This window comes from Aeromonas sp. LsrichE-8G, from assembly GCF_022869435.1.
GTDB classification, from domain to species: Bacteria; Pseudomonadota; Gammaproteobacteria; order Enterobacterales; family Aeromonadaceae; genus Aeromonas; species Aeromonas caviae.
Window position 1 is genome coordinate 22735 of the sequence record NZ_JALIHH010000064.1, and the last position, 22471, is coordinate 45205.

The window sequence follows — 22471 nt, forward strand, 5'->3', positions numbered from 1 at the left end:
GATCATAGTTTTGCGTCGAGATTGGCCATGGCCAGCTGGGTTTCTCGGGTGACCCAGCATCCTTTGCCATCCGGTACCGTCTCCATCAAGTCAACATGCGTGTTCGTTATCTTGATGACCCTGCCCTGATCCAGCCCCATGTGCTGGTTGAGCCCGACGCGCACGGCTTGCCCGTCCGGGGTTTTGATCAATGCCCACAACTGCCCCTGCTTGCCGATGGAGCCTTTCATGCTCAGGCTGGCAAGCGAGTAGCGTTCCAGCACCTCCTTTTCCCGATTGGCCACTATCTGGGCACAGTCCGGCTTGGCCTTGGCATCCAGCCTGGAACTGGTTTCCGGCTGGGGTGCAATGAACGGACTACGCTGATCGCTGCGTTGATAGACCATGGGCGAGAAGGGCTTTATCTCCGGCAAAGATTCGATCGGTACCGGCTTTCTGGCCTTGGTCTGTTTGACATACTCATCCATGTCCTCCTGTCCCCCACAGGCCGTCAACAGCAGCGCCGACAAGAGAAGTACGCCCGCTCTCATGCTCATGGCTTTTTCTCCACGGTTTTGCCGTTGTACTTGTAGGTCTTGGCCTGCATGGACATACCGATCAGCTCACCCCCCTTCCCCTGGCTGAGCTGGAAAGAATCCAGGATCACGATGCGGGGCAAAGCAGCCATGTCCGCCGTGAACTTGCCAAGTTCGTGATAGGTGCCCACGACCTCGATGCGCATGGGCAGCTCGGTGGAGAACTCGTGTTTCACCTCTGGCTCCCAGTTGATCCTGTTCAATGTCAAACCGTTGTCGGTGGCAATGAAGCTGATGTCATCCAGCAAACCGGCGACTTCGTGGGTGTTGGGCAGCTGCTTGAGCTGGGTGTCGACCAGATGTTCCAGCTGGACCATCTGCTTTCTGTATGCTTCCAGGTTCGCGGCCAGCATGGCCTTGCTCTCGAATTGTCCCTTGAGCTCAGTCTCTTTTGCGGCTTCACGACCCAGGGCAGCCAGGGAATTGGCAATCACGTAGTAATAGAGTGCCCCGCCAAGCAGAGCACAGCAGAAGAAGACAAAGATGCCCTTGGCGATCGGCGGCCAGCGGGCAATGTCATTGAGATCCAGGTCGTTGAGTTGTTGCAGGTTCATTTTTGCCCCTTAGCCACGTTGGGTAGCGCCGTGGCAATCTGGAACATCATGGAGAACTGGCTCAGGGCGATGGGGGCCACCTCGGCCGTGAAAATGGTGCTGAGCTGGGATTGTGTCAGCCAGCCGGAACCGTCGATTCGGCGCATCATGCTGGCAACCCTGCCATAGGCTTCGGTCTTTCCCTTCACGTCTATCTTGTTGTTTTGCAAGGCAAGGCTATCAAGATACACCCCATTGGGGACCAGCACCGGCAGCTGATTGAACAGACGCACAGGGATGTTGCGGCGCATCTGCAACTGCTCGATGAGTTGCATGCGGTCAATCAACTCCTTGCGCCGCTCCTTGAGAAGCCTGATCTCCCCAAGCTGGGTGTCCAGGGTTGCCATCTCCTGCTGCAACCGCTGATTGCGCTGCTGCTGGTAACCGATCTGCTGCTGCACCAGCCAGTCTGCAGCAAAGGCGATGGCTGCCGTCCCCGCCAGGAACAGACCGAACAGGATACCGAATTGTTTCTTCTGACGCTGCGCCCGAGCCTGCCGCCAGGGCAGAAGGTTTATATTTGACATGGTGTGAAGCTCCTCAGTGCCAGCCCGAGCGCCGTCATGTACTTGGCCCCATGAGTCAGCCCTCCCTCTCCCTGCGGCTTACCAAAGAGTGCAAAGGGATCAGGATGCAGCACCTCGCAGTTGAGCTCGCTGCCGATTTGTCCGGCCAGCCCCGGCAGCAGGCTACCCCCTCCGGTCAGCACCAGCCTGGAGAGCTCCTTGTTCCCCGAAGAGCTGCAAAACAGCTGCACGTTGCGCCGTATCTGCAACACCAGGGTGCTGAGGTGAGGCAATAGGACATCCACCTCATGATCCGCAGGCAGGGAGCCCTGGAGCTTGGCCAGTTCCGCCTCTTCCATACTCATGCTGTAAAAAGAGGCCAATGCCTGGCTGTATTGATCACCACCAAAATTCTGCAACCGGGAATAGATGACCTGGCCCCGTAGCAGGGCGGCGAAAGTCAGGGCGCTGGCACCGATGTCGACGATGCCAACCGGTTTCTCCGAGGTTTGCAGGTCGGGCAGGCAGGCCAGCACGGCGCGTCCGAGCGCATGGGCCCCCACATCCACCACCATGGTCGTCATGCCTGCCTCCGTCAGGGCACTGACCCGGCCACTGACGCTTTCGGTCCGCGCGGCACTGAGCAGAACCTCCTGACGCCCGTTGTCGCCCGCCATGCCGAGGATCTCAAAATCCAGGCTCACTTCATCCAGGGGAAAGGGGATGAGCTGCTCTGCCTCCAGGTGAACCTGGTTCTCCAGCTCGCTCTCGTTGATGTTGGTATCGACCTGAATGATCTTGGTGATGACGTTGGAACCGGTCACGGCCGTGGCCACGTTCTGGCAATCCCCTTGCACGAACCGCTTGAGCGACTTGAGGGACTGACTGACCCGTTCAATGTCCTGAAGTTGATAGTCGACCAGCGTTCCTCTTGGCATGGGGATCTCGGCAACCGAACCGAGGTGCACCTTGCCGGGACGTCCGCTGATGGTGACGGCCTTGATGGTTTGACTGCCAAAATCAATGCCCGCCATGGAGACGAGGGATCCCTTACTTAATAGCCCAAACATATACACATCCATGCGTTATTGGGTTTTCGGACTTATTGTAGGACAGCGCGTCATGATGTGACGGCTTAACTCAATATAATGCTCTATCTATCAATGCCATAAAGTTTGTGTCAAAAGTTGACGCCCCTCTCCTTTCGGCCTTGATTGCGGCCCCCTTGGTAATTGTGCCCTGGAGTGCTACCCTCCCGCCTCTTCTCGGGGTCGCCTGTTTGCGGACAGGAAAACCTCGAATCCGCGAGGGTAAAAAGGCTATACTCTGCGCCCGTTGGCTAATTTTAAGACGATTGGTAGTTCTTCCATGCTGAAATGGCTCGTTCGCCTGTTTATTGTCATGATGCTGGGTGCTGTGCTGGGCGTTGCCAGCCTCATCGGCATCTACTTCTACATCAAGCCCCAGTTGCCGGACGTCAGCGCCCTGCGCGATGTCAAACTGGCTACCCCCATGAAGGTCTACAGCCGGGACGGGGAATTGATCTCCCAGTTTGGCGAAATTCGTCGCATCCCCCTGCGGCTGGACGAAATACCCCAGTCCATGATCGATGCCGTACTCGCCACCGAAGATGCCCGCTTCTATGAGCACCCGGGCATAGACCCCATCGGCATCATCCGTGCCGCCACCGTCTGGGCCGTCTCCGGCCAGGCGCGCCAGGGCGCCAGTACCATTACCCAGCAGGTGGCTCGCAACTTCTTCCTGAGCAACGAGAAGACCCTGGTACGCAAGATCAAGGAAGTGTTCCTCGCCTGGCGTATCGAGCAGAACCTCTCCAAGGACGAGATCCTCACCCTTTATCTCAACAAGATCCCCCTCGGCTACCGGGCATTCGGGGTCGGCGCGGCCGCCCAGGTCTACTTCGGCAAGGAGGTCAAGGATCTGACCCTGGATGAGATCGCCATCATCGCGGGTCTCCCCAAGGCCCCCTCCATGCTGAACCCGATCCGCTCCCCGGAGCGCGCCTTCGCCCGCCGCAACGTGGTGCTGGGTCGCATGCTGGAAACCGGCAAGATCACCCAGGCCCAGTATGACGAAGCCTCCAAGATGCCGGTCAAGGCCCGTTTTCACGGTGCCGAGACCACGCTGAACGCCCCTTATCTGAGCGAGATGGTGCGCCAGAAGATGGTGGAGCAGTTTGGTGAAGATGCCTACACCATGGGGCTGCACGTCTATACCACCGTCACCGCCAAGCGTCAGCGCGCCGCCCATCAGGCGCTGCTGGACGGTGTCTTCGACTACGACACCCGCCACGGCTACCGTGGCCCGACCGCCTTGCTGTGGAAAGCCGGTGAAACGGCCTGGGACTACGAACAGATCATGGCCCATCTGGCCAAGCAGCCGACCTATCAACCCCTGATGGCCGCCGTGGTCACCCAGCTCGGCGACAAGAGCGCCACCCTGGTGCTCAAGAATGGCAAACAGGCCGAACTGGGCTGGAATGGCATCAAGTGGGCGCGTGCCTTCATCACCGACGATCGCCAGGGCTTTGCCCCGAAATCGGCGCGGGATGTACTCAAAGTCGGCGCCCAGATCTGGGTCAGGGAGAAAGGGGAAGAGTTGCTGCTCTCCCAGATCCCCGACGTCAACGCCGCCCTGGTGGCCATGAACCCGCAAGACGGCGCCATCGAGGCCCTGGTCGGCGGCTTCAGCTTCGAGCTCTCCAAGTTCAACCGGGTCGATCAGGCCCGTCGTCAGGTCGGCTCCAACATCAAGCCTTTCCTCTATGCCACCGCGCTGGAGCAGGGCTATACCCTGGCGTCCCTCATCAACGATGCACCGATCAACCAGTGGGATCCTGCCAAGGGCCCCATGTGGCAGCCCAAGAACTCGCCCGCCATCTATGAAGGGCCGACCACATTGCGCCTCGGCCTTGCCAAGTCCAAGAACGTGATGTCGGTCCGCCTGATGCGCGCCATCGGGCTGGATACCTATATCGACGGCCTGACCCGCTTCGGCTTCGCCCGTGATCACATTTCCGCCAACGAATCCCTGGCGCTGGGTGCGGCGGAGTTCACCCCGCTGGAAGTGGTGCGCGGCTACTCGGTGCTGGCCAATGGCGGCTTCCAGGTCACCCCCTACTTCATTACCGAAGTGACTGACAGCTTCGGCACCCCCCTGTTCGAGGCCAACCCGGCCGCCGCCTGCCGCGACTGCGGCGTGCTGGCCGCCGCCGGTCTCGACAGCGCGGATGCCTATGCCAATACCACGGCAGACTGGAAGGCCCAGTGCCCCATCGATCCTGTCGTGCCCAACAACATGGCACCGCAGACCATCAGCGCCCAGAGCGCCTTCCTCATCACCGACACCCTGACCACCGCCATCTGGGGTGGCAATGGCTGGCGTGGTACCGGCTGGCGGGCAGCCCGTGACCTCAAGCGTCACGACATCTCGGGCAAGACGGGGACCACCAACGAATCCCGGGATGCCTGGTTCTCCGGCTATACCCCGAATCTGGTGGCCACCTCCTGGATCGGTTTTGACAACCACCAGCGCGGTCTGGGCCGGGCCGAGTTTGGCGGTGGTGCCGCCCAGCCCATCTGGATTGACTTCATGAAGACGGCTCTGCAACAGGTGCCCGAGCGCAAGATGCCGGTCCCCGAAGGGATCATGCAGGTCCGCATCGATCGTGAAACCGGTCTGCTGACCAATCGCGCCGATGGCAGTACTACGGAGGAGTTCTTCAAGGAGGGCACAGAGCCCACCCGCTACGCGAGCCAGATCTCCGATGGCAACCAGGTGTATGGCGGTGACGATGCGACCACAGACGGTCCCGTCTCCACCGACGACATCTTCTAGGTCCCCCTGGAAACAACAAAAACCGGCGCCCAGGCGCCGGTTTTTGTTTCGGGATGACGAGCGGGCTGCGTCAGCCCAGCAGGGCTTTCATCAGACTCGAGATGCGGGCCGCCAGCTCATTGAAGCAGGGGCGGCGCACCGAGTAGTGACGATAGAGCAGGGAGATGGTGCGCCCCGGCACGGGGTTGATTACCGGGCGATAGCTGACACCCCCCTCCTCCGGGTTGGCGGGCACGGCGAGCCTGGGCACCAGCGTCATGCCGCTGCCAGCGGCGACCATGTTGCGCAAGGTCTCCAGACTGGTGCCCTTGAAGCGCTGATCCTCACCGATGCCTGCGGCAAAACAGAAACCCATCGCCTGATCCCGCAGGCAGTGACCGTCGGCCAGCATCAGCAATTTCTTGCCCTTGAGATTGTGCAGGGGCACCGCCTTGGCGCTCGCCTCCGGGTGATGCTGAGGCACGGCCAGCCACATGGGCTCCTGATAGAGGGGGATGGCGCCAAACCCCTCCATCCCTTCCAGCTCCGCCAGCACGAGGCAATCCAGCTCCCCCTCCTCCAGCCGCTTGAGCAGCACTTGGGTCTGATCTTCGTAGAGGTAGAACTCCAGCTTGGGGAAGTGTTCACGCAGATCCTGGATGATGTGGGGCAGCAGGTAGGGGCCCACGGTGGGAATGAAACCGATGTGGATCTCGCCGGACATGGGCTCGGCGAAGTGCTGGCCTATGCTCTTGAGCTCTCGCGCCTCTTTGAGCACCTTGCGCGCCTGACGGGCCATGGCATCGCCGGCGGGCGTGAACAGCACCTTGCGGGAGGTGCGCTCGATGAGGATCACTCCCAGTTCATCTTCCAGCTTGCGCAGCTGGCCACTCAGGGTCGGCTGGCTGACAAAGCAGCGCTCCGCTGCCTTGCGAAAGTGTTTCTCCTCTTCCAGCGCTACCAGATATTCGAGATCGCGAAGGTTCATAGGTACTGCATCCTGCCGTTCAATGAGGCCGATAGCATGCACAAGAACGGTGCGGGGGACAAGGGAGGCGCGCAGACGGGTCTGCCCTCTCCCTCTCCTTTGACAAGCCGCAGGCGATGGGCGAGAGACTCACCCCATCAGGGAGGTGATGTGATCCGCGAACGCCGCTGGCTCTCCCAGATAGGAGGAGACAGGCAGCGCAACGACGCGCTCCCCTTGCATCAATCCCAGGGTCGGGAACCCCTGCCCGCCGAGCCGGCGCAGCCACGCCTGGCTTGTGGCCAGATGGCCCACAAGATCGACCCGACCAAAGGCCAGGGCGAATGCTTCCGGTGTCAGCCCCTGCTCCCGCGCGAGCGCCGCCAGCCGTGTCGGGGAACCGACCCATTCCCCATCCCGGTAGTGGGTTTCCTGGATGCGGTGCAACAAGGCAAGGCCGTCGCCGCCAAGCTCGCTCACCGCCAGAACGGCGCGTATGGGCGGCTCGGAGTCGAGGAGCAGTGACTCGTTGAGCAGAAGCTCGTTGAAGTAGCGCTCACCAAAGCGCTGTCCGGTGAGGGCATGGATGCGCTCGTCATGGGGGCGCACATAGTCCCGCAGGGGCTGTCCCATGGCCTGGCGCCTGGCGCCCATCCAGAGGCCCCCCCCATGCAGTTCGATGCGAAGGCCCGGGATCTCGGCAGCGGCTTTCAGCAGGGGGGCGGCGCCATAGCACCAGCCACAGAGGGGGTCATAGACATAATGGAGGGTTGTTTGCGCTTCGTTCATCATCATTCTCGCTTCAATGCTGGATAAAAAACCGGGCCCTCGGGCCCGGAAAAAAACACAGGGATGTAGGCGTCAGGGAGTTACCACTTCATCTCGCCGGTATTGACCTTGGCACCGATGGCCAGGCCATCATCGACCGGCAGGGAGGGGTAAGCCTTCTTCAGCGCTTCAATCAGCTGGCCGGAGTGCTTGGTCTTGGCCAGCTCTTGCTCAAAGCGCTGCACGTAGTCACGGGTGAAGGTCACGGCTTCGGTACCCTTGGGCGCAGTCCCCAGGAAGTGACCCGGCACCACGCGCTCAGGTTTCAGCGCCAGCAGATTGTTCAGCGCCTTGACCCAGTGGCTGCGAGCGGCCTTGGACTGGCTGTCCGCCATCCAGACGTGCACGCCGCTGTAGACCGGCACACCACCAAAGGCCGTCTTGATGGAAGGGGCCCAGAGGTAGGCATTCGGGGTGTTCATCTCTTTGATTTCAATCTTCTCGCCATCCAGCGTCAGGTGGCTGGCCGTCATCACTTGCGGCACGGTAAGGCTCTTGGGTGCATCCTTGCCCAGGATCGGGCCCCAGTAGCTCAGCTTGGCATCCTTGGTCTGCTTGATATGGTCGACCACATGCTGGTCGGCCAGCACCTTGACATCCGGGAACGCAGCCATGACGGGTTCCAGACCGAAGTAGAAGTCGGGGTCACCGGCACTGATATAGACAGTGGTCAGCTTCTTGCCGCTCTTCTTGATCATGTCCACCAGCGCCTGACCATGTTGCACGTCGAACTGGGCATCGATCAGGATGGCCCCTTTGTCACCGGTTACCAGTGAGGAGGAGACGGGGAAGATCGCCTTCTCGCCGGGGTTGTAGACGGTCACGGTCAGGGGGGCCGCCAGGGCGGAACCCGTCATCAGGAGGCTGGTCAGGGTCAGGGTACGCAGTGTGTTGTTCATCAGATAACGCTCATCGGTGTGGATTAATGGAATGAGCGCAGTTTATTGCATCACCATCGATACAAATACCGCATAATAGGCGCATCACTGTTGCATAAATCGAGCATATAGGGGCACAAGATGGATAGGCTGACCGCATTGCGGGTCTTCGTCTGCGTGGTGGAACAGGGCAGCCTGAGCGGCGCCGGGGAGAAACTGGAGATGTCCCGCGCCATGGTGTCGCGCTACCTGGCCGAGCTGGAACGCTGGATGGGGGCAAGATTGCTGCACCGCACCACCCGCCGGCTGAGCCTGACCGGGCCGGGAGAAGAGGCGCTGAACCGGGCCAGAGCCATGCTGGCCCTGGGGGAAGAGATGGAACACCTGGCCATCCGCCATGACGAGGCCCCCAAGGGGCAACTGCGCATCACCAGCAGCTACTCTCTCTCCGAAGCCCTGTTGGTCGGGGCGGCGAACGACTACCTGGCCCGTTACCCCGGCACGGCGATCGACATCCTGCTGCTGGACCGGACGGTCAATCTGGTGGAGGAGCGAATCGATCTCGCCCTGCGCATCACCAACGACCTCGATCCCAACCTGGTGGCCCGCAGGCTCGGCACCTGCCACTCGGTGGTGTGCGCCAGCCCCGCCTACCTGGCCCGCCATGCTCCGCCGCAGCAGGTGCAGGAGCTGGCACTGCACAACTGCCTCACCTACACCTATTTCGGCAAGAGCCTGTGGGAGTTTCTGGGGCCCGATGGTCCCGAATCCGTCCCGGTGAGCGGCAACCTCAGCGCCAACATCTCCAACCTGCTGCTGGCCGCCACCCTGGACGGGGCGGGGATCAGCCTGCAACCCGCCTACTCGGTTCAGCCCCATCTGGCAAGCGGCGCCCTGGTCCCCCTGCTCACCCCGTGGCAGCCCAAGCGCCTCGGCGTCTATGCCGTTTATGGCACCCGCAAACAGATGTCCCCCCTGCTGCGCAGCTTCCTCGACTTTCTCGTGGAGCGGATGGCGGACGATCCCCTGTGGCAGGAAGCCCCTCCCTCTCTCTGATCCCTGCGAGCCGCACAAAAAAGGGGCCTCTCGGCCCCTCTTTGCTCCATCCTGTGCCGGTCAGGCTTCGAAACCGAATGCCTTGACCGGGGTCTCTCCCTCCTCGGCCTCCTGATCCTCCAGATAGATGTCGTGATAGGCGGCATAGATGGAGTAGTTGATGGCAGGCAGCACCACCAGCAGGCCCACCAGCATCAGGAGTGCGCCAAAGAAGATCAGCACGGCCCCGAGCAGCCCCCACCAGAGGAAGGGCCACATGTTGCGCAGACATCCCTTGAAGCTGAGCCTGGCTGCCTGCCAGACCCCGACCTGATGGAAGAGGATAAGGGCGGGGGCGAAGGTGATGGCCATCAGCACGGGAACGAACAGTGCCAATCCCACCAGGGCACAGACGAGAAAGCCCTGTGCCTGCTCCGGGGTCAGCGCCAGGGAGCCCGGATCCGCGGACAACAGGCCGGTGAGTCCCCACTGGTGCAGCAGGAACACGCAGATCATCAGGATCCCCATGATGAAGCCGAGCACCATCAGGCCCCCCAGCATCAAGGGGGTCAACCGATGGCGAAAACCGGCAAAGAAGTCGCCAAATTGCAGCGCCTCGCCTTGGTGACCTCGCCGCGCCACCGCCACCCAGCCAGCCCCCCACACCATGTAGAGCAACTGGGAGATCAAGCCCCCCGCCGGCAGCTGATCCAGCACGATGCCCACCACAAACCAGAGCACTATCATGGCCACGCTGGCACCCATCCCCTTGTTGAAGATGTCGAATCCGGTGCGGATCCAGATCCAGCCCTGTCCTATGCCATGGCGTTTGGGTTCGTGGCGCAGGGCCCTGTCACTGTTCATCATTGACCTCGTCGAAAAATAGGGGCGAAGCGGCGTCTCCTCAGGACACGCTCACCGTGACCATGATGGGGCCGGTGCGTACTACCTGGCCCGGCAACCGGGTCGGGGAGAGCCTCATCTTGCAGTCGGTGACCTGGGTCGCCGCCGAGTAGGGTACCGCGATGGCGGTATCGAATGGAATAGGGGTCAGGGCCCCTGTCCGGCCATGCCCACCCCGACCCCGAGAAGCGGTAGCGCAGCGGCCCCCTGCTCAGGCTGGCAAGGTCGAAGGGAAAGCGGGCACCCGCAACCAGCGCATTCACCTCGCTGCAATGGCGTGTCCGTTGCGTCTTTCTGGGCCGCAGCCGACGAGTTTATCGGCCACGGTTGACGGACAGCACCGCCAGAATGTGGCATCATCTCCTCCCTCTTGCTTTCCCCCTGATCCGATGGAGCCATCATGCGCCACCTCTTCTTTCTTCTCCTGCTGCTCGGCAGCCCTGCGCTTCACGCCGAACCGGGGTTTATCAGCCGCCTGCTCAACCACCCGGTGCCGGGGGGCGTGGCCGTGGTACCACTGGGAAGCGGGGCCAAGGCGCCCGCAGTGCGCTATCAGGACAAACCTGTGCTGGTGGTACAGGAAGACGGGAAGACGTGGATTGCCATCGTCGGCATCCCGCTCAAGAGCGCGCCCGGCCCCCATCAGGTGACCACCAGCGATGGCCGCACCTTGAGTTTCACGGTCGGCACCAAGCACTACCGTGAGCAGCACATCAAGCTCAAGAACAGCCGCCAGGTCAATCCGCTGGCCGAAGACATGACCCGCATCAACCGAGAGCTTGCCGAACAGACCCGCGCCTACCAGACCTTCAGTCCGGCTCAGCCGAGCAACCTGCTGTTTGACAAGCCGGTCCAGGGCCCGCTCTCCAGTCCCTTCGGGCTGCGCCGCTTCTTCAACGGCGAGGAGCGCAACCCCCACTCCGGCCTCGACTTCGCGGTCGGAGCCGGCACTCCCATCAAGGCACCAGCCGCTGGCAAGGTCATCCTCATCGGCAACTACTTCTTCAACGGCAATACGGTGTTCGTCGACCACGGCCAGGGCCTCATCAGCATGTTCTGTCACATGTCGAAGGTGGACGTGAAGCTGGGCCAGAGCCTGCCCCGCGGCGGCATCGTCGGCCGGGTCGGCGCCACCGGCCGCGCCACCGGTCCCCACATGCACTGGAACGTCAGCCTCAACGACGCCCGCGTCGACCCCGCCATCTTTATCGGCGCCTTCAAGCCCTGAGGCCGGTGACCTGCTGCCCACAGGCAGGAGCACTCAAAATGAAAAAGGCAGCCGAGGCTGCCTTTTTCATGGACGCATGACCACATCTCAGGCAGCGCTGTGCTGGCGCCCCTCCCTGTTCATCGCCCGCCACATCACCAGGACCAGCAGAGTGCTGCAAGTGGGCAGCGCCAGCCAGACACCGGCCACTCCCCACAGGGAGGAGAAGCCCCACAGGAAACCGCCGATCAGCATCAGCTTGCCGCCGGTGAGCAGGGAGGCGATGCGGGCCCGGTTGATGGCCTGGAAATAGGTAGCCCCCACCAGCAGCAAGCCTTCCATGGGCAGCCCCCAGAAGTAGAGCCAGATACCGAGGCTGGCCACCGGCAACAGGTCAGCATTCTCCCCCGCAAACAGATAAACCACTGCCTCCGGCCACAGATACAGCGGGATCATCCCGCACAGTGCCACCGCCATGGTCACTCCCAATGCCAGGTTGCGTACCCGCAGCACTCGCGACCAGTTGCCCGCTCCGGCATTGAAGCTGGCGATAGGCTGGATGCCCATGGCGATCCCCTCGAAGATGAGATAGAAGAAGGCCTCGCTGTAGCTGATGACCCCATAGGCGGCCACGTGCAGCGAAGTGCCCACCGAGAGCAGCGCCTTGTTGTGCAGCGCCAGCACCACCGAGAGGTAGAGGTACATCAGAAAACTCGACACCCCGAGTCGCAATGTCTCCCCCATCAGCCGCCAGTCGGGCACCAGGGTATCCCAGCGAATGCGCAACTGGCTGCGGGGGGTGAAGAAGTGCCACAGGCACAGGCCCCCGGTGACCGCCTGGGAGAGCATGGTCGCGATGGCGGCCCCCGCCAGCCCCCAGGGGATCACCGCCATCAGCAGGTAGTCGAGCAGCACGTTGAGCACGCCGCCCCCCACCAGGATCCAGGTGGTGAGGCCGGGTCGCCCGTCGTTGCGCAGCAGGGCGGTAAAGGCCATGGAGAGCACCGCGAACACCCCGAGCCAGGCGTACCACTGCAGATAGGCGAAGCCTGCGTCGAAGATGACCCCCTGCGCCCCCATCCAGACAAGCATGGCCTTGCCGTAACGAATGCCAATGAAGGCGAGCAGCGCGGAGGCGATGAGCACCATCACCAGGGCATTGCCGACGATGTGGCGCGCCCTGGCCTGCTCCCCCTTGCCCAGATAGAAGGAGGCCAGCGACGAAGATCCCATGCCGATCAGGGCACCCACCGCGTAGAGCACTGCGCAGATGGGGTACGCCAGCATCATGCCGGCCAGCCCGTCCTGGCCCAGGATATGGCCGACGAAGATGCCGTCTATGGTGACATAGATGCCGGTGACCAGCATGGCGGCCACCGTGGGGGTGACGTAACGCAAGAAGAGGCGGGAAAGGGGGGCCGTGCCCAGATCGACGGAGGACATAAATTGCTCAATGAAGGGGAACGGCCAGAATAATAGCCAAACAAGACCCGGATCACCCGTTATTTGTGCCGTGGATCATTCATCTTGAGGGCTTTACCCGCCCCGGCCCCTGCTTTAGGCTAGGGCGACTTCTCCTGAACGGAAACGTGCGCCATGTTGCAACGCCTGCTCTGTCTGATGCTCTGTCTCAGCCTGTTCCCCTTCTCCGCTGTCCAGGCCGATGATGCCATCACTCAGGTAGAGGAGCTGCTGCAAAGCGTCCCCAAGACGGATACCCCGGAAAACCAGCAACTGCGGGAGAGCTACCAGCAGGCGCTGCAATATGCTCGGGATGCCCAGCGCTACCGGGAACAGGGCAAGGCCTACCAACAGATCCTCATCGACTACCCCAAGGAGTCCGCCCGTCTCAAGGAGGGGCTGCACAACTATCAGCCCCAGTCCCGCCCGTCCCTCTCCTCCCTCAAGGAGGATGCCCTGCGCCAGGCCATCAGCCTGAGCAGCAACCGCCAGCTCAACCTGCGCAAGGAGCGTCAGGCTGTGACCGACAGCCTCAACCAGCTGGAGAGCACGGGCCAGGAGTATCACCTGCGGGTCGACGAGTTGCGCAAGCAGTTGCTCCAGACCCGCTCCCTGCTCGATCGCCTGAGCTTCAGCAACGAGTCGGACAGGTTGCAGGAGGCCCAGCAACTGGCCACCCGACTCAAAGAGCAGAGCCTCTCCGACCGGATCCAGATGCTGGAGCTGGAGCAGCTCTCCGCCCAGCAGCGCAACGATCTGGGCAAGCTCAAGCTGCAGGAGCTCAACCTCGCCATCACCGACGAGGATGAGTGGCAGACCAGTCTGCTTGCCCAGCAGAACCAGCTGCGCCGGGACAAGACCGAGCAGGCCCTGGCCGAGAGTGAACGCCTGCGCCGCCAGCTCACCTCTGACCTCCCCCTCTTGCAGGAGCAACAGCAGCAAAACCAGGCCCTCTCCCTCCAACTGGGGGCCCTCGAGGACCAGATTGAACGGGTGCAGGACGAGCAACGGGGGGTGGACACCTCCCTCTCCGGGCTCAACGAGCTGGTCAATTCGGTGCGCGAACAGCTGGAGTGGTTGCAGATAAGCAACGCCTACGGCGAGAACCTGCGCAGCAAGCTGGCCGATCTGCCCGCCTACTTCCCGCTGGAGCGGCTGGAGTCAGCCATCGTCAAGGCGCGCATGGCCAAATACCAGTACGAGACCGAGCAGGATGCCCTGAAGGATCCGGTCCAGCTGCGCAACAGCCTGCTCAGTGGAGACGGCATCACCCTGGACAGGGCCCAGCGCGCCGTGCTGGACAACCTGCTCAAGGCGAGGCGGCAACTGCTTACCCGGCTCAACGATGCCTCCGATACCCTCATTCAGGAGCAGACCCGCCTCAAGCTGCTCTACAGCCGTCAGAACAGCAAGATCGACGAGATCCGCGAACTCAGCGCCAGCCATCTGTTCTGGATGCCGGACGTGCGCCCCCTGAGCCCAGCGGTGCTGCTCGGCGTCCCGGCCGCCCTCGGCCTTGCCTTCAACCCGGCCAACTGGCTGCAACTGCCCAGGGCCATCGCCGAGAACAACCCCCTGAGCCTGACCCTGGCTGGCCTCGGGCTGCTGGGGCTGGCCTGGTGCTGGCTGAAACTGGCCCGCCACCTCATTCAATACAGCCACTACATTGCCCCGCGCATCGGCAAGGTGACCCAGGACAAGTTCAGCCTCACCAGCCGGTTGCTGGTGCGCTCCGTGCTCGCCGCCCTGCCGCTGCCCGCCATGGTGCTCATGGTGCACGGCCTGCTGGACGGCGCCTGGCAATATCCCTTCGCGGTGGCGGTGGCCCGGGGCCTGGGTGAAATCTGGTTCCTGCTGCTGGCCCTGCTGGTGGCGCGCCACCTCACTCTGGAGAAGGGGATCCTCATCCTCCACTTCCGCTGGCAGAAGGAGCGGGTGCAGCGAGTATGGGGACAATTTCGTACCCTGCTGCTGGTGCTGATCCCGAGCTTCTTCGTGCAGGGCATGGCGAGCAGCTATCAGGAGCACGCCTTCTACGACTCCCTGGGACGCCTCGCCTTCATCATCGGGGCCCTCTGGCTGCTGCTCTTCTTTGCCCGCCTCAACCGGGAAAAACTGCCCCTCACCTGGGGTCAGGCAGACATGACCAAGCCCCATCTGCTGCACCACTTCATCTGGAACAGCCTGATGCTGGCCCCGCTGCTGGCGGTGCTGGGCGCCCTGTTCGGCTACTTCTACACCTCCCGCACCCTGCTGCGCCAGCTGGAGCTGAGCCTGCTGGCGGGGCTCGGCTGCCTGCTCGTCTACTATCTGGCCCACCGCTGGATGCTGATCCAGCGCCGCCGACTCGCCTTCGATCGCGCCAAGCAGAAGCGGGCCGAGATCCTGGCGCAGCGGGAGCGGGAAGAGGACGATCTCAGCTCCGAGATCCCCGATGTGGTGGAGGAGCCCGAGCTGGATCTGGATACCATCAGCGCCCAGTCCCTCGGCCTGGTGCGCACCCTGCTGATGCTGGGCTTCACCATGCTGGTGGTGGTGCAATGGTCGGATCTCAACTCGGCATTCAGCTTCCTCAGCAGCATCGAGGTGTGGCAGGTGAGCAGCAAGGTGGCCGGCATCGAGCAGCTCTCCGCCATCACCCTGCAGGATCTGATGCTGACCGTCTTCGCCTTCATCCTGACGGTGGTCACCGCCCGCAACCTGCCAGGGTTGATGGAGCTCACCCTGCTCCAGCATCTGAGCCTCTCCCCCGGCACCGGCTTCGCCCTCACCACGGTGAGCAAGTACCTGGTACTGCTGATTGGCGCCCTCACCGGCTTCTCCATGCTCGGCATCGACTGGTCCAAGACCCAGTGGCTGGTGGCGGCACTCTCCGTGGGGCTGGGCTTCGGCTTGCAGGAGATCTTCGCCAACTTCGTCTCCGGCCTCATCATCCTGTTCGAAAAACCGATCCGCCTGGGTGACACCGTCACCATCCGGGATCTCACCGGCACCGTCACCAAGATCAAGACCCGCGCCACCACCATAGTGGACTGGGACAGGAAGGAGATCATCGTCCCCAACAAGGCCTTCATCACCGAGCAGTTCATCAACTGGTCCCTGTCCGATGCCATCACCCGGGTCCGCTTGCGCATTCGCATCGGCCTGACCCAGAATCCCAAGCAGGTACAGCAACTGCTGGAGCAGAGCGTGCGCGAATCCACCCTGGTGCTGGATACGCCCGCCCCTGAGGTGTTCCTCATCGAGTTCACCGACTCGGCCCTCATCTACGAGATCCGGCTCTACGTCAACAACATGGATCACCGGATGCCCATTACGCACGAGGTACATTCCCTGATCCTGGAGAAACTCGGCCAGGTCGGCATGCATCTGCCACATCAACAGATCGACATCCGGATGAGCCGGGGATGAAGCCCCCAAAGACGACAACAGGAGCCATCATGCAGATCATTGCCCATCGCGGTGCCAGCGGCCTGGCCCCGGAGAATACCCTCAAGGCGATGAGCCTGGCGCTGGATCTGGGTGCCAAAGCCATCGAGCTGGACGTACAGTGGGCCGACGGAGAGCTCTGGGTCTTCCACGACCGGCGGCTGGAGCGCTGCACCAGCGGCCAGGGTGTGCTGACCGGGCAATCCCGGGAGTACCTGGCGAGCCTGGATGCGGGGGACGGGGAGCGGATCCCGACCCTGTGGCAGGTGATGGCACTGGTGGCGGGGCGCTGCGAACTGCACATCGAGCTCAAGGGCGCCCACACCGCCGAGCCGGTGGCCGCCCTGACCAGGCGGGCCGAGGCCGAGCTTGGCTTTACCCAGGCGCACTGGATCGTTTCCTCCTTTCATCATCCCGAGCTGTTACGCTTCAAGGGACTGCGACCGGAAATCAGGATCGGCGCCCTGACCGCCAGCCTGCCCCTCGACGGCGCCGCCTTCGCCGAGACGCTGGGGGCCTGGTCACTGAACTGCGACGTGGATTTCGTCGACGAGACCCTGGTGGCGGATGCCCATCGCCGGGGGCTCAAGATCCTGGTCTATACAGTCGACGAAGTGAGTGATGGGAGCGCCCTCGCCAGCATGGGTGTCGATGGCATCTTCACCAACCGGCCAGATCGATTCAGCTGAGTATCGGCGCGGCCTGGCAGGCCACAAGGAGGTGAAAAGAATTGAAAAAATGCGGTGCACCGGGATACATAAAGTCCATAGCCAGCCGATACAGTGTTGGCTCATAACAATAACAAACACCATGGATCTCTGACTGACGCTCACAAGGATGTAAACATGAACCTATCCATCAAGAACAAGCTGGTCCTCTCCATCGGGGCCATCATTCTGGTCATCACCGGCCTGCAGGTCTGGTACAACACCTCCCAGTTGCGCAGTGAAACCCAGCGGCTGATCTGGAGCTTCATCGACGACAGCTCGGTCGCCAACGTCAAGGGGATCTCCCGCTGGCTCGACGCCCGCATCAATCTCGTCACCGCCACCAAGGAAGCCTTCGCCAAGGAAGACGAGCCCCTCAGCCACCTGGCCCAGTCCATGAATGCGGGCAACTTCGATCTCGTCTACGTGGGCACCAAGGATGGCCGGATGATCCAGAGCAAGCCGACCGATCTGCCGGCCGGCTATGATCCGCGCCAGCGCCCCTGGTACAAGGACGCCATGGCCGCCGGCAAGCTCGCCATCACGGCTCCCTATGCCGACATCACCACCGGCCAGCTCATCATCACCATCGCCGAGCCCTTCAGTCGCGGCAACACCGACGGCGTCATCGCCGGTGACGTCTCCATCGACGGTCTGGTGAAAGACGTGCTCGCCATGAACTCGGAAGGCACCTATGCCATTCTGGTGGACAGCAACGGCACCATCATCGCCCACCCGGACAAGGATCTGACCCTCAAACCCGCCACCGCCATCTCCCCGGAACTGACGGCAGCCAAGGTCAACGAGCTGGCCCATGACAACACCATCTCCGAGATGGATATCAGCGGCAAGGCGAGCGTATTCGACCTCACCGAGATCCCCAACACCAACTGGTATTTCGGCATCGTGGTGGATGAAGCGGTCGCCTACCAGTCCGTCTCCCGCATGGTCACCTCCGACCTTATTCAGGGATTGCTGACCATCCTCATCGTGGCGGGCTTCTCCTATGTCGCCATCAACGGCTCCCTGGCGCCGCTGAAAACCCTGGGCGAGGCAATTGCCGATCTCTCCCGCGGCAACGGCGATCTCACCCGTCGCATCAAGATCGAGCGTGAAGACGAGGTCGGTACCGTCGCCAAGCACGTCAACACCTTCATCGAGCGCATCCACGTCATGGTGCAGGACATCTCCAACTCCTCCACCCAGCTCAACCAGCAGGCCAGGTCTTCCCACGACATGGCGGAGAAATCCAACCAGGGGCTGGCCCGCCAGCAAAACGAGATCTCCCAGATTGCGACCGCAGTGCACGAGATGTCCGCCACCGCCGTCGAAGTGGCCAGCAATGCCGAGCAGACCGCGGAAGCGGCCCGCAGCTCCTCCAGCAGTTGCGAGCACGGCAAGCAGGTGATTGCCCGCAACCAGCGCTCCATCACGGATCTCGCCACCCAGGTCAAGCAGGCCTCCGGCATCATTCAGGAACTGGAGAAGAACGCCCAGGAGATCAACACCATCCTCTCCACCATCCAGGGCATCGCCGAACAGACCAACCTGCTGGCGCTCAACGCCGCCATCGAGGCCGCCCGGGCTGGCGAGCAGGGGCGCGGCTTTGCGGTGGTGGCCGACGAGGTGCGGGTGCTTTCCCAGCGCACTCACAGCTCCACCGTCGAGATCCGCAGCATGATCGAGACCCTGCAGCGCAACACCCAGGGCGCCGTCAGTACCATGCACGAGGGTCAGCTGCTGGCCCAGAACAGCGTGGAAGATGCCAACGATGCGACCCAGGCCCTGGAGCAGATCACCACCTCCATCAACCAGATCTCCGACATGGCGACCCAGATCTCCAGCGCCGCCGAGGAACAGCGTGCCGTCACCGACGAGGTGAGCCGCAACATCCAGGCGGTCAAGGATGTCTCGGACGAGCTGGCAGTGGATGCGGACAGCTCCCGCAATCTGTCGGCCCAGCTTAAAAATATTTCAGGTGAATTGAATAATCAGGTCGGCATGTTCCGCATCTGATCGACCATGGGAAGAAAGGGGCCGTTCAGGCCCCTTTTTTATAAACCCTTTTTGTTTCAACGGTTATAATCCCCTTTCGAGACCCTCAACCCTGTGATCGACATCTCCTTTTGCCCATGTGTGGGAGACGGGCGCAGTCTGTCATGGCTATATTCGCATTACTTTTTTGATGCCTAATATCGATATGTCATCGTGATAATAGTTATCATTAAACTCTTTTGATAAAAAACTTAAAAACTTTATGGGTAATACCCAAAAAGAGAGGCATTTCTCATTTTTTTGAAAGAAAACTACGTATAATCTTGGAGTTAAAATCACCAGAGTAGCGAGTACGGCTGATCCAGATCACTGATGGATGGCGATAATGACGGCATTTTCATCCAAGGAATGGGGTGGTTGTAATAAAAATCACCGTTGCCAAGCACTAAAACAAAGCAGTTTGACTTGCATCAAGCCTGAATTTTTTTCATAGAGCAAAATCGTGCCCAGCAAATCTATCCCTAAGGAGGCAGATGTGGATATTATCAAGACCGATGTTGCCATCATCGGTGCCGGTGGCGGTGGCCTGCGTGCCGCAATCGCCATTGCAGAAGCCCACCCGGAGCTGGAAATCGCCCTGATTTCCAAGGTCTATCCGATGCGCAGCCACACCGTGGCCGCCGAAGGTGGCGCCGCAGGCGTCGTCCGCGATGACGACTCCCTGGAAAACCACTTCAACGACACCGTCTCCGGTGGTGACTGGTTGTGTGAGCAGGACGTAGTCGAGTACTTCGTCAACAACGCCACCAACGAGATGATCCAGCTGGAGCACTGGGGTTGCCCCTGGAGCCGCAAACCGGACGGCAAGGCCAACGTGCGCCGTTTCGGCGGGATGAAGATCCCCCGCACCTGGTTCGCCGCCGACAAGTCCGGCTTCCACATTCTGCACACCCTGTTCCAGACCTCCATCAAGTACCCGACCATCAAGCGCTTCGACGAGCACTTCTGTCTGGATCTCATCGTGGAAGATGGCCGCGTCCAGGGTGTCGTCACCTTTGACATCCAGAACGGCATCACCCGCTTCATCCAGGCCAAGTCCGTGGTGCTGGCCACCGGCGGCGCAGGTCGTGTCTATCGCTACAACACCAACGGCGGCATCGTCACCGGTGACGGCATGGCCCTGGCCTACCGCCACGGCGTACCGCTGCGGGACATGGAGTTCGTCCAGTATCACCCGACCGGTCTGCCGGGCACCGGCATCCTGATGACCGAAGGTTGCCGTGGTGAGGGTGGCATCCTGCTCAACAAGGATGGCTATCGCTACCTGCAAGATTACGGTCTGGGCCCGGAAACCCCGGTCGGCCAGCCGAAGAACAAGCACATGGAGCTGGGTCCGCGCGACCGTCTCTCCCAGGCCTTCTGGCAGGAGCAGCAAAAAGGCCGCGTGATCCAGGGCCCCATGGGCGACGTGGTTCACCTCGACCTGCGCCACCTTGGCGAGAAGTATCTGAAAGAGCGTCTGCCCTTCATCTGCGAACTGGCCAAGGCCTATGTGGGTGTGGATCCGGTAAAAGAGCCGATTCCGGTACGTCCGACCGCCCACTACACCATGGGTGGCATCGAAACCGACGGCAAGTGCGCCACTCGTCTGGCCGGTCTCTATGCCGCTGGCGAATGTGCCTCCGTCGGTCTGCACGGCGCCAACCGTCTGGGTTCCAACTCCCTGTCCGAGATCGTGGTCTTCGGCAAAGTGGCCGGTGAGCAGGCAGCCGAGTTTGCCGCCACCCAGCAACACGGCAACACCCAGGCGCTGGTCGCCAAGGCCGAGGCGCTCATCAAGCAGCACCTCTCCCTGCTGGACATCGACGGCACCGAAAACCCGGCGGATATCCGCAACGAACTGGGCATGTCCATGGAGGCCGGTGTCGGTATCTACCGTACCGAAGAGCTGATGCAGGGCACCATCGACAAGATCAACGAGCTGAAAGCCCGTTACAAGAAGATCAAGATCAACGACAAGTCCTCGGTCTTCAACACCGACCTGCTGTACGCCATCGAGCTGGGCTACATGCTGGACGTGGCGGAAGCCATGGCGCACTCCGCCATCAACCGCAAAGAGTCCCGCGGTTCCCACCAGCGTCTGGACGGTTACGAGGAGCGCGATGACGTCAACTTCCTCAAGCACACTCTCTCCTTCTACAACGGCGAAGGGGCCCCGACCATCGACTATTCCGATGTGAAGATCACTAAATCCCAACCGGCCAAGCGCGTGTACGGTTCCGAGGGTGAGAAACAAGACGAGGCTAAGAAGAATGGCTGAGATGATCGAAATTGAAATCCTGCGCTACCGTCCCGAGCAGGATAACGAGCCCTGGATGCAGACCTTCCAGGTGCCCTACCTCAAAGAGATGTCCCTGCTGGATGCGCTGCAATACATCAAGGATCATCTGGACTCTACCTTGAGCTTCCGCTGGTCCTGCCGGATGGCGATCTGCGGCTCCTGCGGCATGATGGTCAACGGCATTCCGAAACTCGGTTGCAAGACCTTCCTGCGGGATTACCTGCCGGGCAAGATGACTATCGAGCCGCTCAACAACTTCCCCATCGAGCGCGATCTGGTGGTCGACATGTCCGACTTCATCGAGAAGCTGGAGAGCATCAAGCCCTACATCATCCCGTCCGAGCCGCGCAGCCTGTGCGACGGCGAGTACACCCAGACGCCGGCTGACATGGCGAAGTATCACCAGTTCTCCATGTGCATCAACTGCGGTCTGTGCTACGCGGCCTGCCCGCAATACGGCATCAACAAGAAGTTCACCGGTCCGGCGGCCCTGGCACTGGCCTACCGCTACAACGCCGACAATCGCGACAGCGCGTCCAGGGAGCGGATGAAGATCATCAGCCAGGACGAGGGCGTCTGGGGCTGTACCTTCGTGGGCTACTGCTCCGAAGTGTGCCCGAAGGGCGTGGATCCGGCCGCCGCCATCCAGCTTGGCAAGGTCGAGAGCGCCAAGGACTACATGATCGCCATGTTCAAGCCGGATTGAGACCAGGAGTGAGACCATGAACAACACTGAGAGCAAACGTAAGCCCTACGTGCGCGAGATGAAGAAAGACTGGTGGCTGAAGAATGCCTTCTACACCGGTTACATGATCCGCGAAGGCACCAGCATCTTCGTCTCCATCTACGCCGTCGTGCTGATGTGGGGTCTGCTGCGGCTGGTACAGGGTCAGGAGGCATTCAATGGCTGGCTGGAATCCCTGCAAAGCCCCATTGCCATCCTGTTCCACGTCATCGCCCTGGCAGCCTGCCTGTTCCACGCCAAGACCTGGTTCGCACTGGCACCGAAAGCCATGCGCATCTTCCGTGGCGAAGACCTGGTGCCGGAGAAGCCGATCGTCATCGCCCAGTATGTGGCGCTGGCGGCGGTATCCCTGCTTGTCCTGATCATCGTGGCCTGAGGAGAAAACCATAAGACGTTCTGACGAACCCGGTTATTGGTGTCTGTTTGGTACCGGGCTCTCACTCAGAAACGTTGGCCACGATCAC

Annotated in this window: 18 protein-coding genes; 9 read left to right on the plus strand and 9 right to left on the minus strand. The window is 61.5% G+C overall.

All coding sequences use genetic code 11. The annotated features are described in order from the left end of the window. Positions 1–2: 2 nt before the first annotated feature. Genes MUW49_RS11935 through tapM form a run of 4 tightly spaced genes read right to left on the minus strand, consistent with a single transcriptional unit; the run spans position 3 to position 2744 of the window. Positions 3–530 (minus strand): pilus assembly protein PilP, encoded by a 528-nt coding sequence (locus MUW49_RS11935; RefSeq protein ID WP_029314119.1) that lies wholly within the window; start codon positions 528–530, stop codon positions 3–5. A 2-nt stretch (positions 531–532) separates the two neighbouring features. Continuing rightward, positions 533–1129 (minus strand): PilO family type IV pilus biogenesis protein TapO, encoded by a 597-nt coding sequence (gene tapO / locus MUW49_RS11940; RefSeq protein WP_041212566.1) that lies wholly within the window; start codon positions 1127–1129, stop codon positions 533–535. After that, positions 1126–1695, minus strand: coding sequence for a PilN family type IV pilus biogenesis protein TapN (gene tapN, locus MUW49_RS11945; protein ID WP_039039579.1), 570 nt, complete (start codon positions 1693–1695; stop codon positions 1126–1128). Before tapN ends, tapO begins: the two co-directional genes overlap by 4 nt. After that, the gene (tapM, locus tag MUW49_RS11950) at positions 1683–2744 is read right to left on the minus strand and encodes a PilM family type IVa pilus assembly protein TapM (protein ID WP_280520795.1); all 1062 of its coding nucleotides are present in this window, start codon (positions 2742–2744) and stop codon (positions 1683–1685) included. The genes tapN and tapM overlap by 13 nt, the downstream gene beginning before the upstream one ends. Before the next feature lie 298 nt (positions 2745–3042). On the opposite strand from tapM, the gene MUW49_RS11955 reads away from it, so the two are divergent. Beyond that, on the plus strand, positions 3043–5532 hold the full coding sequence (locus MUW49_RS11955) for a PBP1A family penicillin-binding protein (protein ID WP_010673818.1): 2490 nt from the start codon (positions 3043–3045) through the stop codon (positions 5530–5532). Between the two features lie 70 nt (positions 5533–5602). Here the strand turns inward: MUW49_RS11955 and oxyR are convergent, their stop codons facing one another. The 3 genes from oxyR to MUW49_RS11970 form a co-directional block, all read right to left on the minus strand. Further along, the gene (oxyR, locus tag MUW49_RS11960; RefSeq protein WP_010673817.1) at positions 5603–6499 is read right to left on the minus strand and encodes a DNA-binding transcriptional regulator OxyR; all 897 of its coding nucleotides are present in this window, start codon (positions 6497–6499) and stop codon (positions 5603–5605) included. A gap of 129 nt (positions 6500–6628) precedes the next feature. Next, entirely contained in the window at positions 6629–7273 is a 645-nt protein-coding gene (locus MUW49_RS11965; RefSeq protein WP_043155970.1) for a DsbA family protein, read from the minus strand. A gap of 74 nt (positions 7274–7347) precedes the next feature. After that, entirely contained in the window at positions 7348–8205 is an 858-nt protein-coding gene (locus MUW49_RS11970) for a Vmh family MBL fold metallo-hydrolase (RefSeq protein ID WP_244812822.1), read from the minus strand. A 120-nt stretch (positions 8206–8325) separates the two neighbouring features. Between MUW49_RS11970 and MUW49_RS11975 the strand changes: the two genes are divergently transcribed. After that, positions 8326–9240, plus strand: coding sequence for a LysR family transcriptional regulator (locus MUW49_RS11975; RefSeq protein ID WP_201968669.1), 915 nt, complete (start codon positions 8326–8328; stop codon positions 9238–9240). 60 nt (positions 9241–9300) lie between these two features. On the opposite strand, the gene MUW49_RS11980 is transcribed toward MUW49_RS11975, so the two are convergent. Next, complete coding sequence (locus MUW49_RS11980) at positions 9301–10083, minus strand: BPSS1780 family membrane protein (protein WP_244812823.1); 783 nt, start codon at positions 10081–10083, stop codon at positions 9301–9303. Positions 10084–10522: 439 nt separating this feature from the next. On the opposite strand from MUW49_RS11980, the gene MUW49_RS11985 reads away from it, so the two are divergent. Continuing rightward, positions 10523–11350 carry a M23 family metallopeptidase gene (locus MUW49_RS11985; RefSeq protein ID WP_244812824.1) on the plus strand — a complete coding sequence of 276 codons (828 nt, stop codon included), beginning with the start codon at positions 10523–10525 and terminating at the stop codon, positions 11348–11350. Positions 11351–11437: 87 nt separating this feature from the next. Here MUW49_RS11985 and MUW49_RS11990 read toward each other — a convergent pair whose 3' ends face one another. Beyond that, the gene (locus MUW49_RS11990; RefSeq protein WP_244812825.1) at positions 11438–12772 is read right to left on the minus strand and encodes an MATE family efflux transporter; all 1335 of its coding nucleotides are present in this window, start codon (positions 12770–12772) and stop codon (positions 11438–11440) included. Positions 12773–12925: 153 nt separating this feature from the next. Between MUW49_RS11990 and mscM the strand changes: the two genes are divergently transcribed. The 6 genes from mscM to MUW49_RS12020 all read left to right on the plus strand — a co-directional run bounded on the left by mscM (position 12926) and on the right by MUW49_RS12020 (position 22383). Next, complete coding sequence (gene mscM / locus MUW49_RS11995) at positions 12926–16201, plus strand: miniconductance mechanosensitive channel MscM (RefSeq protein ID WP_223924267.1); 3276 nt, start codon at positions 12926–12928, stop codon at positions 16199–16201. Between the two features lie 29 nt (positions 16202–16230). Continuing rightward, positions 16231–16908, plus strand: a complete 678-nt coding sequence (locus tag MUW49_RS12000; RefSeq protein WP_042880250.1) for a glycerophosphodiester phosphodiesterase — start codon at positions 16231–16233, stop codon at positions 16906–16908. 156 nt (positions 16909–17064) lie between these two features. Continuing rightward, positions 17065–18942, plus strand: coding sequence for a methyl-accepting chemotaxis protein (locus MUW49_RS12005; protein WP_244812826.1), 1878 nt, complete (start codon positions 17065–17067; stop codon positions 18940–18942). A 514-nt stretch (positions 18943–19456) separates the two neighbouring features. Continuing rightward, a complete protein-coding gene (gene frdA / locus MUW49_RS12010) occupies positions 19457–21241 on the plus strand; it encodes a fumarate reductase (quinol) flavoprotein subunit (protein WP_010673806.1) in 1785 nt (594 codons plus the stop codon). Beyond that, complete coding sequence (locus MUW49_RS12015; protein ID WP_042065016.1) at positions 21234–21968, plus strand: succinate dehydrogenase/fumarate reductase iron-sulfur subunit; 735 nt, start codon at positions 21234–21236, stop codon at positions 21966–21968. The genes frdA and MUW49_RS12015 overlap by 8 nt, the downstream gene beginning before the upstream one ends. Positions 21969–21984: 16 nt before the next feature. Further along, entirely contained in the window at positions 21985–22383 is a 399-nt protein-coding gene (locus tag MUW49_RS12020) for a hypothetical protein (RefSeq protein ID WP_010673804.1), read from the plus strand. Positions 22384–22471: the final 88 nt, after the last annotated feature.